This window comes from uncultured Parabacteroides sp., from assembly GCF_905196875.1.
Classification (GTDB): domain Bacteria; phylum Bacteroidota; class Bacteroidia; order Bacteroidales; family Tannerellaceae; genus Parabacteroides.
This window is the reverse complement of the sequence record NZ_CAJJWO010000056.1, coordinates 18,404-33,561: the sequence shown is the minus strand read 5'-3', so window position 1 is coordinate 33,561 and position 15,158 is coordinate 18,404. Positions and strand designations below refer to the sequence as shown.

General features: G+C 51.7%; 8 protein-coding genes. 1 reads left to right on the top strand and 7 read right to left on the bottom strand.

Annotated elements, in window-relative coordinates:
* Positions 1–239: 239 nt before the first annotated feature.
* The 6 genes from QZ076_RS16340 to QZ076_RS16315 form a co-directional block, all read right to left on the bottom strand.
* Positions 240–3,134, bottom strand: coding sequence for a glycosyl hydrolase family 38 (locus QZ076_RS16340; protein WP_293714800.1), 2,895 nt, complete (start codon positions 3,132–3,134; stop codon positions 240–242).
* Positions 3,135–3,142: 8 nt separating this feature from the next.
* Positions 3,143–4,288, bottom strand: coding sequence for an MFS transporter (locus QZ076_RS16335; protein WP_293714798.1), 1,146 nt, complete (start codon positions 4,286–4,288; stop codon positions 3,143–3,145).
* 135 nt (positions 4,289–4,423) lie between these two features.
* On the bottom strand, positions 4,424–6,787 hold the full coding sequence (locus QZ076_RS16330; protein ID WP_293714797.1) for a GH92 family glycosyl hydrolase: 2,364 nt from the start codon (positions 6,785–6,787) through the stop codon (positions 4,424–4,426).
* 14 nt (positions 6,788–6,801) lie between these two features.
* Entirely contained in the window at positions 6,802–7,890 is a 1,089-nt protein-coding gene (locus QZ076_RS16325; RefSeq protein ID WP_293714795.1) for an ROK family protein, read from the bottom strand.
* A gap of 23 nt (positions 7,891–7,913) precedes the next feature.
* Positions 7,914–9,662, bottom strand: a complete 1,749-nt coding sequence (locus QZ076_RS16320) for a class I mannose-6-phosphate isomerase (RefSeq protein WP_293714794.1) — start codon at positions 9,660–9,662, stop codon at positions 7,914–7,916.
* A 34-nt stretch (positions 9,663–9,696) separates the two neighbouring features.
* The gene (locus tag QZ076_RS16315) at positions 9,697–10,995 is read right to left on the bottom strand and encodes an amylo-alpha-1,6-glucosidase (protein ID WP_293714793.1); all 1,299 of its coding nucleotides are present in this window, start codon (positions 10,993–10,995) and stop codon (positions 9,697–9,699) included.
* A 365-nt stretch (positions 10,996–11,360) separates the two neighbouring features.
* Between QZ076_RS16315 and QZ076_RS16310 the strand changes: the two genes are divergently transcribed.
* Positions 11,361–12,104, top strand: coding sequence for a DNA-binding domain-containing protein (locus QZ076_RS16310; RefSeq protein WP_293714791.1), 744 nt, complete (start codon positions 11,361–11,363; stop codon positions 12,102–12,104).
* A 39-nt stretch (positions 12,105–12,143) separates the two neighbouring features.
* On the opposite strand, the gene QZ076_RS16305 is transcribed toward QZ076_RS16310, so the two are convergent.
* Complete coding sequence (locus QZ076_RS16305) at positions 12,144–15,152, bottom strand: glycoside hydrolase family 2 TIM barrel-domain containing protein (RefSeq protein ID WP_293714790.1); 3,009 nt, start codon at positions 15,150–15,152, stop codon at positions 12,144–12,146.
* Positions 15,153–15,158: the final 6 nt, after the last annotated feature.

The following is a 15,158-nucleotide window of genomic DNA, read 5'->3' as shown; positions in this document are numbered from 1 at the left end:
CGGGATGGTTTGATTAATTATTAATTCGTCCCGATTTTAACGGGACACTAATGAAAAAACATCATTTATCGAAACAGTGGTTAACACTTTTGTTTCGATAAATGATGTTTTTAGCAGTAGCAGCAGATTATATACTTAAGACTAATACCTGTGCCATGCCTATGGCACAAAAGTGCAGCTATAGTGACACAGTTGTGCCACAGGTATGGCACAACTGCTGCATAGGGCTAAGTAAGCGCTTACCAGGAAAGCTTTATAAACTTATTTTCCCAGGGAGCGAATATCGCTTCGGGAGTACCTTTCACCGGATCTCCTACTACATCGCAAACGGTAACTGCGGTAAACTTCACCTTATCGGAAGTGACGGCAAACGTTGCCGGCTTGCCTGCTATTTCACGAAGCTGAAGCATGACAGCATTCTCACCTTCCACGGGTTTCATATTTACCAATAGAACATTATCGGGAACAATATTGAATACGGAGGCCGGAGAAATCGCTTTGTTTCCTTTCGCACCTGCCGGTAATACACGGGTCAGGAACGGGATACGGTTCTCCCAGGCAAAACGGGTGGCATAGCCTACCGAGTTGTCTTTGCTCGAATTGATAAAGTAGCTCCATTGCAATTCACCCATCTGGTCGGCATTGAAATTGGTCACCCAGTAGTTGTTCATCGGCCAGGAATACATATTCGTGGACTGAGGAACGGCACCGGCTTTATAGCGTCCGGTGTTGATGGCGCCGAACTGCATCAAAGGTATCTCCGGGCTTCCCATAACGACCTGCGACTCACTGTTGCGTGCCGTTGCAAAGTTCTGAACAGTATACCAATCGTTCGATGATCCGGGGATCTGGTCGACACCCGCTTCAATGGTACCACCGGGTACATCGAGCATGATCTTACCCTGGCTCACCTCAAACGGGAACGAGATATAGACCGCTTCGGGATCGGTGATAGCCTTCTTACGCAGACGGTAGACTATCTCGATCTTCTTATCTACATTAAACACACGGAACTCCACCATCAGGTTATTCGGTTCGCGTCCGGCAACAGTCTCTCCGCGGAAACGATAGGTATCCCAGATAGCCCCCTTCTCGTAACGTTCGAAACGGATACGTTCGGGACGACGACGAAGGAACTGAGGTTCACGGTATTGTTCCATCGGATGACGGCTGTCGATAATCTCATAGATAAACTCACCCATCTCCCACTCTGCATTCGGGGTAGTCAGCTCTTTATTCAGCTCCTTGTCGAACAATTTACCGATCGTTCCTTTACGCGGATTGAAGTCAATGGCATACCAGGCATTTTCAACATGCGTCTTTTCCAATGAGGTGGAAGATACAACTTCCGGACGAGGCTCGTCTTTTACCTTTATATAATACTGTGCATACCCCAATGCCGGAACATCTTTCACGAACAAAGACCAGTAAGTTCCGTCGGAACGACTCTCTGCCGGTTGGGCCGGGATGATATTACCGGCTGCATCCGTAATTTCGAACGCTTTTTCACGGGGTAATATCTGATGGTCGATATACACTTTGGCAATGCCACTATATGTCCAGTTCAAGGTATTGAAAACAGCAACGGAGGGATACTCGGCCTTTGGCACGAAAGACTGTAACAATCCCATCGTCACCTCTCCCAGCAGACCGGAATGACGGTAAGCCTCCCAGGCATACGACTGTTTCAGTGAACGTTGCTCCCAGGTTTCCTTACAATAGGCGTCACGCACGCTTTCACTATAACCGAAGGTATGTTCGTCATAAAAGAGCAGGGCTTTATTGATATCGTAGATTTGGTTGTCTATTTGAGTAGGCAATTTCGCTCCCATCATGCCGGCAAACGACAAGCCGGCTTGGTTGGCGATAATATCCGAATGGGTGATACGGGAAATAGCCGCTTCGCGGGCTCCGGAACCGAAACCGTCCGTCCACCAGTCGGGCCATGCTCCACGGATCGTTTGGATCTTATCGGCATAGTTCGTCTCCACCTCTTTGATAAATTCGCTGGCTACGGCCGTACGTAGTTTAGGCCATTCGTATTTCTCGTTCCATTTCATCAGCATTTCGCAACTCTTTGTCGATGGAGGCGAGTTATCTGTGAAATAACCGGAATGCTGGGCGGCAACAATATCATACGGATAGTTCTTGGCTTCCATCTCACCCAGGTAGTTGAGAACACGTTCCTCAAACTGCTCGAAGTTATCGGTATGGACACCGAAGAAGTTACCCTGATTATAATGCTCGGCACGATAAGTCAATACCTTCTTTCCCGAAGGCGACTGCCACCAGAATACCGTAGGAATATCAAAACAGATCAGAGCACGGTGGCCGTGTGTTCCCATATTTACATACTTCACACCGGCATCGGCAAAGAACTCGCTGAAACACCAACCGATACCGTTCACGTCATTCTGCATGGCGACTTCGGCTTTCAGTCCGGCTTCACGGAATTGTTTCAGAGGATAAAGGGAAGCGGCCAGCGTCTGCTCGTCAGGTAGTTCGTCGAAGTTCAGGTACATAGCGGCCAGTTCGATGCGACCTTCCTTTACACGTTGTTTCAGGCGGGCGATCTGTTCGGCAGGACGGCATTTCAAGTATTCGCTGACAGCCCAGGCTATTTCGCAAGTCCAACGGAACTTGGCGAAGTCGGGGTAATTATCGGTTGCATCGCAGTAGTCGAGTGCATAGTCGATATAACGAAGATGCTCGGCCAGAATCTCCGTCTGAGAACGGGTGTAGCCGATATCAGTATGCGTATGCTGCACCATATTCATCTGCCAGTGACGGACGGGATTCACTTCCACCTCTGTCGATTGCTTCTCCTTCCCTTTTGTCAGGACGAGCGGCAAGCGTTGCGTAGATTGGACTTCCGGCACTTCAAAGAAGAACTGGTTCGCTCCCTCTTTCAGCTTCCCTTTCTGCGTTTGCCCGGCAAGGGTGAGCGTTACATTCTCCGGCTCTCCGGTATGTGTAAGAGAGACGCGTACTTTTTGTACCAGTCCCTGTTTCGATTTATACAAAGCGGGATAGACATGCGTGTCGATACCCGGAGGAGCTGTTGCGCCCCAAACGGCGAAAGACAAGGCAAATAGCGCTATGCCTATCAGAAAGAATACTTTCGGTGTTTTCATAAGCGTTCTTATTTAGTTAATCTAAAGGATATAAGACAAATATAAAGCATACAGAGCAGCAGGACAGCCAACCCGGCCACCTGTCCGAACCCATCTGAAATAATCCCCATCAGCGGAGTGATCAGGGCACCACCCGATACCCCCATAATCATCAGGGCGGATATTTCATTCGCCCGCTCCGGCTTATGCTGGAAGGCGTATGAAAAAATGATCGAAAAGACATTGGCACAGGCCAGCCCTACAATAACGATCATAGCGAACATGCTCCACGTACCCGGAACCAGCAGCAGCAAGACAAAAGCCGTTATCGCTACGAACATGCTATATTTCAGGAAACGGGCACCGGAGAATTTCGCCAGCAGTAAAGCTCCGGCAAAGGAGCCGATCGTACGGGCGGCAAAGTACAGGCTCGTACCCAACCCCGCTTCGGTGAGTGCCATATCGGTACGCTCCATAAGCAGCTTCGGGATAGAGGTATTCAAACCCACATCGATACCGACAATGAAAAGGATTCCCAGGAAGAGGGAAACGATGTATTTATCTTTAAAAAGGGATAGTGTAGTTCCAAATGTTGCTTTAGCTGCTTCCAGGTTTTCTTTTCCGGGGATGGTAGAGATCAGCCAGATCGTGGAGATCAGAGTCGTCGCTGCATAAACGGCAAAGATCAGTTTCCAGTCGCCCCAGAAAGAAGAGGCGGCCCCGGCAATGATCGGCCCGAGAAAGGAAGAGATCGCCTTGATGAACTGGCCCAACGTCAGAACACTGGTGATACGGTCGGGGTTGACTACGTTGGCCACCATCGGATTCAACGAGACCTGCAGGATCGTATTGCCGATACCCAACAGGGCAAAAGCGATCAGTATGCTTGCGAAGTCGTAAAAGAACAGAGGTAGCAACATCGCCAACGTAGTGATGGCAAGGGCGATCACCACGGTATTACGCCGACCGGCTTTTCCCATAAGGATGCCCGTAGGGACAGAGAACAGGGCAAACCAAAGGAATACGATCATCGGCAGCAAATTAGCCAGCGTATCGGACAGACCGAAGTCGACCTTCACATAGTTCGTAGCAATACCTACGACATCTGCAAAGCCCATCACAAAGAACCCGAAGAGGATGGGGTAAATGGCTTTTGAGTTTTGTTTATTGTTCATATATATAATGTATGTTTCAATTATTGTCAATAATGAGCCAATTTGCTAATGTGCCAATATGCCAATGGAGATAGCAATAGGTTCAAAACTTTCCAAATTGGCACATTGGCATATTGCCACATTGACTCATATTTTCTATTTATAACTATCCACCGGCTGATTACCCATATCCAACTCCAGGCGACCCCCGCCTACAATCGTTTCGAATGGGATGCGGATGTCGGAATAGGGCTTGCCATCCAGGCGGTATTGCTGCACATAGACGTTATCCTTGCTGTTGTTCTTTGCTTCGATCACAAACTCTTTACCTTTATAATAAGTATTATTCAGTTGGATCGTAATCTTATCGAACACAGGGCTACCCAAAGCGAACGAAGGTTCCGGGTCTGTCAGTCCCTTCACGTCGAACAATCCCAAGGAAGCGATCACATACCAGGCACCTAACTGTCCCTGATCTTCATCCTGCCCGTAACCATATCCGTGGATACCGTCCGTACCATAGAACTCGTCGAGGATGGCACGCACCCATTTCTGCGTCAGCGAAGGCCGGCCTGCCTCATTGAATAACCAGGAGATATGCAGACAAGGTTGGTTACCATGATTATACAGGGTCTGCAACCCGGCAAAAGCGCCTACTTCCGTACCACCGCTGAATATCAGCTTTTGGGAAACGGTAAAGATACTGTCGAGACGTTGATTGAATACATCGGCACCGACTTTACCAACCAGCCCTTCCGGATCATGCGGCACATAGAAGGTGTACTGCCACGCGTTGCCTTCCTGGAATCCACGCCACACCTGCATCGGGTTGAAGTCTGCGAGAAACTGTCCGTCCGCCTTCTTGGGGCGTACGAAGTTGGTAGAAGGATCGTAGATACGTTCCCAACCTTTGGACAACCACATCAATTTATCGTAATCGTCCGTCTTACCCAGTTTCTTAGCCCATTGAGCAACCGCCCAGGCACTGTACGAGTATTCCAACGTATGCGAAGCCGAGAACATGAAGGCTTCATCCGGGCCATCCCCTTTATCGAGGTGGGGAACATAACCGTATTCGAGGAACTTATCCGTATCGACCTTACCGGCTCCCAGCGGACGATTTTCACCATCCAGTTCATTCTTCCGCGCAGCTTCATAAGCCAGATCCACATCATAGTTGCGAATACCACACTGATAAGCTCCGGCAAAAACAGCACCGAGCAAATTAGTACCTACACCAGAAACATAACGGCTGCAGGCAATACCGTCGCCCAGCCATCCGGCATCCTTAAACACCAGTAAGTGACTGCTGATATAATCGGCATAATATTCAGGGGCAATCAAAGCCCACACCTGTGCCAGATTCCATTGTCCGCCCCAGATACCGTCGGTATTATAGAAGTTATGTATAGGTTTTCCGTTCTCTTGCGGAATCTGACCTACACTCCCGTCGTTACGGGGATAAGCGCCGTTAACGTCGCTGGCTAACCCGCGCCCCAACAGGGCATGATACAGGCCGGTATAGAATTTCACCTTATCTTCTTTTACCGGTGTCTCCACGCGGATACGTCCGAGGTAATTCTCCCATTCCCGGCTGGATGCATCACGTGCCTGGTCGAATGTCAGCGTGCCGGCTTCCGTCTCCCGGTTCAGGCGGGCATTTTCGACAGAGGTGTACGACAGGCCGATCCTGGCGGTGACTGCTTCCCCTTCTGCCGTCTTAAAGTTCAGATAAAGACCTGCACCCGGACCCGATACCTGTTTCGATCCTTCCTGCACAGCCTCTTCGATAAAGGTTCCGCAAGAAGAGGGTTGCTTATCCAGTTGTGCGGAGAAGAACATGGAAACCGTAGCCCCCGGCTGGTATTTCTTCACATATTCGGGTAAGGTGACCACCCAACCTTCCACGGTACCGTCGTCGTTAAGCGTAACGGATGCATCTTTCACAGGCCCGCTTTCCCCGAATCGATGGCCTATATCGAAAAGGATACGGCTCTCGTCGCTTGCAGGGAAAGTGAAACGTTGAAAGGCGACACGCGGGGTAGCCGTCACCTCTGCTTTAATATTATAATCTTTCAGGAGAACCGAGTAGTAACCGGCCGTCACTACCTCATCCGAATGGTCGTAGCGTGAGCGGTAACCGATACCGGTCGAGTCGTCGACAGGCCCGGCAATCGTCTTCAGCGGTCCGTTGGCAGGCATTAGAGCGATACCGCCCACCTGAAACTCATGCAGACAGGGAAAACCTTCGATGGAAGTATCGCGGTAGTCGTAGCCCGTAGCCTCCCAGCCGGAGTTGTTACCCAGATGTCCGTTGGTGGAAGGGCCCGGCTTAGCCATACCGAAAGGCATTGCACCAGGTGCGAAATGAAACCAGCGGCAGTGTGCCGTCCCGATGCGCGGCTCAACATATTGGGATAAGTTCTCTTGTGTCGCCTCCTCTTTCACAGGCGAACAACCGATAGCCAGCAAGCCGGCCAGCAGACCGAAAACCGGAGTAAACAGATTGTGTTTATTCATGGCGTAGTTTATATTTATAAATGATTTAATGCATACACATAAGCCCCCAGGGCCACCGAACGGCTTGCTCCCTGTTTGCTGATAATTACACCGATCCGCTTGAACGGGTCGTAATCGACCATGCGGCCGGAACCGGGAACGGCGATCTTCACGGCCTCTCCCCTGGCGAACTGTTCGAACTCCGCCGTATCGTCCAGATTGAACGCTTTACTCTGCAGGCGGCTGAAGCGGCTACCGTTCATCATCCCCGTTTCGCCGTTCATCTCTTTCAGAAGAGACGGCATGAAATATTTCGCAGCACCGGTCAGCCCGCCGCCTATAACGATCAGGCCGTCGATCAGCGTAATAGCTTGCGCCAGGGCGTCACCCGCCATTTCTCCCAGCTCGGCAAAGGCGGAACGGGCAGCTTCCTGATTGCCCGGACAAGTACCTTCGGCTATATCGTAAATATCTTTGGGAGTGAAGGGAGAAGCATCGCCCGACAGCAACCGGTAGATATGTTGCACGGCACGGATACTGACACTTTCTTCTACGATATAAGATTGATACTTCTTATTACGGAAGCACCAGATATCGCCACCCGCCGCATTGTCGCCGACCAGCAGGTTGCCGTTCAGCACCACACCGGCACCGAAACCGGTACCCAGTGTCACGCCGAGCAGGTTCTTATAGCGTTTGATACTTCCGGCCTCTTCCAGACGGCGGTTGATCTCCGGCAAGGCACCGGTCAGCGCTTCGCCATAAGCAAACAAGTCTCCATCGTTGTTGATGAAGACAGGAATGCCGAACTTCTCTTCGAGGTACGGGCCCAGGGCCACGCCTCCACGGAAAGAGGGGAAGTTAGGAAGGTCGCCGATGATCCCCGCAGGGTAGTCGGCCGGGCCGGGGAAAGCGAAACTGATGGCTACCGGTGCTTCCGGCAGCTGTTCGCGGACATGGGTAAAGCCGGTCAGGAGTTGTTCCAGGCATTGATCCTGATGGCAGGCACAGGAGGGCAACGTGATAGGTGTCACTATCTCCTCACCGCCCCGGATGGCGGAGAAGACCAGGTTGGTTCCTCCCGCATCGAGGGTCATTACTATTCGGTTATCGTTGGTATACATGGTATATTGTTATATATCGGTTATTATCCTTTCGTGCGTACATACGCTTTGATCGTGCCGCAATTCTTGCCTTCGGAGAGGCCGTAGGGGCGGATCGTGTAATCGCCTACGATAGCGGGGACGATGAATGTTTCGGCATAATGAACGATGAAAGGCTCGAAGGCATTCGTCGGACTTTCGACGATCAACTCATCCCCTTCCACTACATTCAGAACGTTGACACCCCCGCCCGTATTGTGCGGCACCTTTCCGGTAAACCAGTGGCGGCGTGTTTCGATAAACTCATTCTCATGCAGCCCGGTACGTTCCTCCACCCAGCCGTCGCCTTCGGCACGCGGTTCGAAATGGTTGACCAACTGGTCGCGAACGAAATCCGTCTGCCGTTCCCACTGGATGACATGCGAGCCGTGGGCGATGTTGATCGGGCGCGGCCGTCCGTCCAGTCCCAGGCGATCCCAATCCCAGAGTTTGAAGGTAAAGATACTAGGCGTTGCGCTAATCTCCAACACCATCGCTTCCGAACCCGAACAGTGGATCGTGCCCGCCGGTATCAGGTAATGGTCGTGCTTCTTCGCAGGCCATTTGTTCACATATTTCTCGGTGTCGAAAGTGGAGCCCGACTCCTGCGCCTCGTTCAGCGCAGCGATCATGGCCTCCGGGTCTACTCCGTCTTTCAGGCCGAGATAGACGGTAGCGCCTTCGCCGGCGTCGAGCAGGTAGTAGCTTTCGTCCTGCGTATAATAAATACCGAACGTATCGCGGATATATTGCGTCGTGGGATGCACCTGCAAGCTCAGGTTGCCCCCTCCCATCGTGTCGAGGAAGTCGAAGCGGATCGGGAAGTCCTGCCCGAAACGTGCCTCCACCGGTGCACCCAGCAGGTTGCGGGTCTGATAGAATACAAGGTTGTTGGAAGCCATTTCAAACAACTCCCCTTCTACTTTCAGATAGAGACTGTTCTCTTCGGGTACACAGTCGAAGCACCAGCCGAAGTTATCCTGTGTCTTATCCAGGTCGCATACTTCCTTCATCCACTGTCCGCCCCAGGGAGCCGGATCGAAGAAGGGAACCACGCGGAAAGGACGGTGGGCAGTCTTTTCCAACCCGGTGCGCATAGTTTCGCCGGTAATCATCTTCGGTGTTCCTGCGATATGCGTATCCAGCCAGAAGTCCACCTTCGGAAGTAACCGTTTCTTCAGTTCGTCGCATACATTCCAGTCGATGAAGTAACCACGCTTGTAATGCAGCGAAGGCGCCTCTTCGCGGTTCTTCACGCCCAGCCCGTCTATTTCTTTGCGACGGAAACGTTGTTGTATCTCCCAGCGCGCCATATCGGCATAGACCAGCACGTCCGGCTCGGCCACCAGTTCTGCGGCGCCGGGTCCCCAGACGATAACGAGTCCACTCGTTGCCTGTATCTCCTTCCGACAGGCTTCCATACGGCTTTCATCCAGGAAATCGGGATAGCGGAAAGAGGCGCGGCGACCGAAAAGGCGGTCGTCCGTCAGATAAGGATACGTCATCGCTTCAATCTCTTCAACGCCTTTAAAGAATCTCTCCGAATGAATGATCAATGAAGGTTGCAACGCTGCCAGGTGTTTAGCTAGCTCTTCCGGATGCACACCCTGATAGCATTCGACGACAACAACTTTGTTCGCCAACTCAAAGCCATTGCAGACTTCCTTCAACTTATCCAAAACAGACTCCCAGCCTTTCCAGAGCCTGCCCCCGACTTCCGTCGAGGGAGTTTTATCGTAATTACTCTTTCTCATCAGTTATTCTATTTCGTTGTTTCTGTTTTTCAGATTACTTATTCTCTTCCGCCCATTCGTTAAACATTTCGATCGCTTTTGCCAGCACACCTGCCGATCCTTTGAAATGGCCGGAGCCGCTGGGCACTCCACCCATGCCGTACCATTCATAGAATCCCTTGTTTTTGATTACCCTGTCGATCATCGGACGCACCTCTTCATAGGCTTCTTTTGTCATACCGTGGGCAATAAGCTGCTGTATCATGCGGCCACCGAACCAGGTCCAGTCTCCGCCATTCTGATAGATATAGGGCTTTGCCATTCCTCCGCGGAAAAAGTTGTCAGGATAGGTAGGATACAAAGTCAAACCGATACTCGGCATTCCCGACAGACGTACATTCTCGACCATCTGTGCATTGACAGTCGCTATTTCCTCCGGAGACAAAAGTCCGGCTTCGATGGCAATAGCCGTTCCTCCGTGATAATGTACATCCAGTTCGTTGAAGCCTTCGGGTACCGGAGAATTCTCTATATAAATGTGGGGGATGAATTTCTGACGCTCCGTATCCCAAAGATGCTTGCGTACATTTCCGGCGATATGCTGGCGCAGTTCTTTCCAGCGGATCTTATCGGCTTCGTTGGTCGTCATCTCGTCCATATAATTGAGGGCGATGATAAACATAGCATTATCGTACACGTCGATGGCCGGATCCGACAGTTCGTTCATATCACAACCGAAGTCATCGTTTGGCTGCACGTCCCCCCAATCGGCGGTCATAGCGCCGTAGAGGAGGCCGTATTGTTCGTTATAACGCTCTCTCATCAGGTAATCGATCATTCCGACCATACGCTGATAGACGGTGCGGCCGGCAACCGTTTCATTCAGGATAGAGGAATCGCCCGTCTTGCGGATATACTTTCCTACGATATGGATCAATGACGATTCCTGGTCGGTTTCGACGGTATTTTTGAAAGCGACATGGTCGGGTGCCGCATCCGAATAATAAGGATGATCGTCGCCCCAGTTGAAATCGGTCTTCAACACGTAGCCGTCGATCATTTCATCGTTGGGCTGCTGAAGGGCAAAGAAAAGAAGGATCGCACCGCGCAACTCCGCCGGATTGCTTTCCTCACAGGCCACTTCGATAAAGGTATTCATATCGCGCGCCCAGATCTGCGAGTAACCGCTTCCGGCATTGAAGCCGCTGCGGATCGTGGCACGTGCCATACTGTCGACTATATGCAGGGTATGGTCGTTTTGAATATCTTTCGCTAACTGTTGAGTTGCTGTAGGCCCCGTACAGGCGATAAAGCCGCTGCACAGGAGAGTAAATAGCAGATGTTTTTTCTTCATATCACTTGTTTCATGTTTTGGTGCAAAGATACCCCATTGCGAAGGAATGATAAGGAGCATTTGTTTCGAAAATGTTATACTATCTTACGATTCAGCCCCATTCAGGTTGTATATTATACAATATACCACTCTCTTCTCCAATACAGGAGCAGTGACACTACATACGCTTACCTGTTAGCACTATCTAACCACTACTATACTCTATTATTATCTTTCTTCAGATAAAAATATATCTTTCTATGGATAATAATTTATCTAATGAAAGATAATAATTTATTCATAGAAAGATAGTAACTTAGCACAGTACTAATCGAATAGTGCGACTAAGACTGCTCGCATAGTACATGACATTAAACAATACTAGTATGGATAAGAAAAGAGTGGAATGGTCGGTCAGTCTCTATCGCTGTAACATTGGCGAGACAAAAGGTAAATTGTATCCGAAGGTCAATCTGCGCGGAACGCTTAGCGTGGAAGATCTGATTGACGAGATCGTGGAAGACCGGAGTGAACTGAGATGGGATACGCTACGGAGTGCGGCCTATCAACTGTTTTCGAAAGCGGAAGAGATGATAATCGAAGGATATGCTGTCTCTACTCCGTTAGGGACACTGACACCGTCAGTGAATGGCATGTGGAACTTCAACCGGCTCGATCCGGATTGCCGTGCCGAGAATAAAGCGACTTTGAACTATACGATGAGTAAGGAATTAAAGAAAGCGTTTGCTAATCCGCTGTTCCGCAAGACGGACACCCGGTCGTCGGGCCCGCGTATCGATAGCGTCCGTATCATGGCCGAAAGCAATGCCGAAGGATGGGCACGGCCAGGGGATGCACTGCTGATAAAAGGGAGATTGCTACTGATGAGCGGGGAACTGCCTACGCGCGGGCTTTACCTGATCGAAGCGGAGACAGGGAAACAGGCGGCATTCATTCCGGCGGCGGATATGTTGCTGGATACGCGTTCTAGCCTTTGTTGCAGGATACCGGCGGATCTGCCTCCGGGAGAATATAAGTTGCGGGTGATGTCACAATGTACAACCAACCCGAAACCGATGCAGCAGATTGCTGTCGGGGACTGGTCGGGACGGATTACCATTAAGGAGTGAGTAAAAAGGGGATGCGGTAGAAACCGCATCCCCTTTTTATCAGAAGACAATCTCTACCCGCCCATAGCAAGGAGTAGCTTCGAGTGTCTTGCAATAGTTGCCCCAGGCTATCTCGGGATAGTCCCAACGGTTGTTGACATAGAGGATCAGCTGATCGTCGGCACGCTTGTTGGAGCGGCAGGCAACGGATGCATCGGAGGAAATGACCGACAGGCCGTCTCCCACGGCGGGCGAAAGGGTGTAGAAGTAGATGTTTTCCTTCATGCCTTTGGCCTTTTGGGTAAGCGGACGGGCACAGTTGGCTCCGGCGTCGGCCCAGTAATAGTAGTTGTGGGTGTCGTCATACCAGGGTTGGTCGGGACGGGCACCGTAGGCTACCTTACCGGGGTTGTAAAGAGAGGTGCTGCCTTCGTTACCGGCAAATTCTCCGGCCGGATAATAGCTCCAATGGCCTTTGCGTTTCCACGACAGCCGGTCGAGTGATGCGGGCAGGTAGAACGAGAGGCCTGTTTCACGCAGGAAACCGTTGGGCTGACCGTCTGTCAGGTAATCGATCTCCATTTTCCCCTCTGCCGAGATCAGGATGCGGATGTCGGTACGGACATTCAGGTAACTGCCGGCCAGGGAGACAAGGATGTTGCCGCCACGCTTTTCGTAGGTGAGGCTTTCCTTCTTCCAATCGGTATCCGAGATAAGGAACTTGGTGGCGCTCTTACGCACTTCGGCTCCGGTGAGGTGGTTCAGATTGATGTCGAGATTCAGGAAAGGGCCTTTTTCGATGATGACCTTGCCGTCGGCTGTGGCGTTGCAGATCAGGCCGGTTTCCTTACAGAAAGGAATCTCGAAACCATTGCCTTTGACGAGGATACGGTCGGCAGTCTCTTCCACCTCGAGGGCACCTTTGCGGTCGGGCTGCGGAAGAGCGATTACCGGCTGTCCGAGTGTAACGAGGGAAGCATCTATCAGTTCGCCACTGGCATCGAGGAAACTCACCAGCAGTTCGCTGCCGGCAGCCCAGTCTTCCGAAGGGATAACCAGGAGGCCTTTCTGATGCGGCATAACGGCTGGGGCAGCGGCTTCCTTCTCTGTGCCGTTATAGGTGTAGCGCACCTTTATCTCATTCAGGTTCGTGTGGTCGAAGCGGTTGTAGACCGGGAGGATCAGACGTTCGCCGGTAGTGAAGTCGACGACCTGTTCCGTTAGCAAACGGACGGGCGAATAGGCTTTCTTCGTCGACCAGAACTCGGGTTTCTCGCGGCGCCATACGTCTACGATACCCCATTCGCCGTAACCGACACAGTTGCCCTGATAATCTTCGGGCTTGGCAGTACGGGCAAATTCTTTCCAGAAGGAGGTACCTTTCTTTGGTTCGGGTAGCATAAAGGTTTCGTCGATATATCCCCAGATGGCACCGCCCAGACCACCGGGAGCGTCGAACAGGCCGCTCCACATCTTATCGAGGGAGACACCCCAGAATTCGCGGATATTCGGGTCGTCCTGAAGGGTCTTATAGGTATAGCAGGCCGGATGCGCCCATTCGTCGAACAGAGCGGGAATGCCATGCCCCTGGAAGTTGCGGGTGGCACGTCCCCATTGGTTCAGATTGCCGTCTACATCCTGGTAATGCATACTGAGAATGTCGTAGATAGGCTTCTTCTCTCCTACCGAACCGGGGTAACTGAAAATAACAGGACGCGTGGTGTCGGTTGCCTTCACCCAGTCCCAGGAGGCCTGGAAGTTCTTGCCGTAGACGCTTTCGTTGCCGATCGACCAGAACAGGATGGAGGGGTGCGAACGGAAAGACTTCACCATCTCGCGGCATTGGGAGAGATAACGCGGAGCGAATTCGGCACTGTCTTGCGTCTTGCCCGGGGCATAATTCTTCTGGCGGTAGGTATCGACGAAACAGACCGCAGTCTCACACTCCACATAGATACCGAACCGGTCGCAATACTCGAGGAACTTCTCGGAAGGCGGATAGTGGGAAGTGCGCACGAAGTTCATGTTCGATTGCTTGAAACGGAGGGCGTCGAGGCTGTCGAGTTCCGCCGTCGTGGTGCGTCCCAGCGTGGGGTGGATATCGTGACGGCAGGCTCCACGCAGTTTGACGGGCTGCCCGTTGACGAGCATGCGGTCTTTTTCGATCCTCACGTCACGGAAACCGATGCGTTTGCTGAAGCGAGTCAGTTCCTTGCCTCCTTCCCGGACGGAAACGGTCAGGGTATAGAGGTTCGGGTGTTCGGCATCCCATTTCAAAGGGTTGCGCACGGGGAGTTCGTTGCTGTTCTCTTTCTCTTTCAAGGGGAAGATACTTTGAGAAAGAGGAACGTTGCGGCCGGAAGGGTCGGTCAGCGTGTAAGCGATTTCCGCATCGCCGGTTGTCTTGCCCTGATAGGCGACTTTCAGTACTGCATCCCGGTAGAGGGTATCGAGGTGCGTCTCTGCTGCAAAGTCGTAGAGACTGGTCTCCGGCAGTGCAAATATCGTAACATCGCGCAAAATACCGCCTATCGGATGATGGCCGTAGCCGGAAGCATAGGAGATATCGTCGATACGGTCGGTGATCTCCACCTGTATCTCATTTTTCTTTCCGGGATGTACAAACCCGGTCACATCGGTTTCCCAACGGGTGAAACCTCCATGATGTTCGCGAACTTCCTTGCCGTTTACCGACAGGCGGGCATGGCTGTATACGCCGTCGAAACGGAGTATTGTACGCTTGCCTTTATAATCGGCCGGAAGGATAAATGTCTTCCGATAAAGATACGGGGTATCGTGTCGGATAGCGTAACCTTGCATGGCGAGTTCGCCGGGTACCTGCACGTTATTCCACTTGCCTTTGGGCTCGTAGCGGAACTGCCAGGTGCCGCTCAGGATCAGGGTCGGGTTGTCTATCCCGCTCACCACGCAGGGAATGAGGTAGGCGGATTCTTCGGGGGCGGTTTGCGTAGGGGCGGTTCGCGAACCGCCCGCACCGGAGCTTGCTGCATAGGAAAAGGCAGGTGCCATAAGAAGGCAGGTGCCGATAAGTAAGAATTTCTTTTTCATATTGTG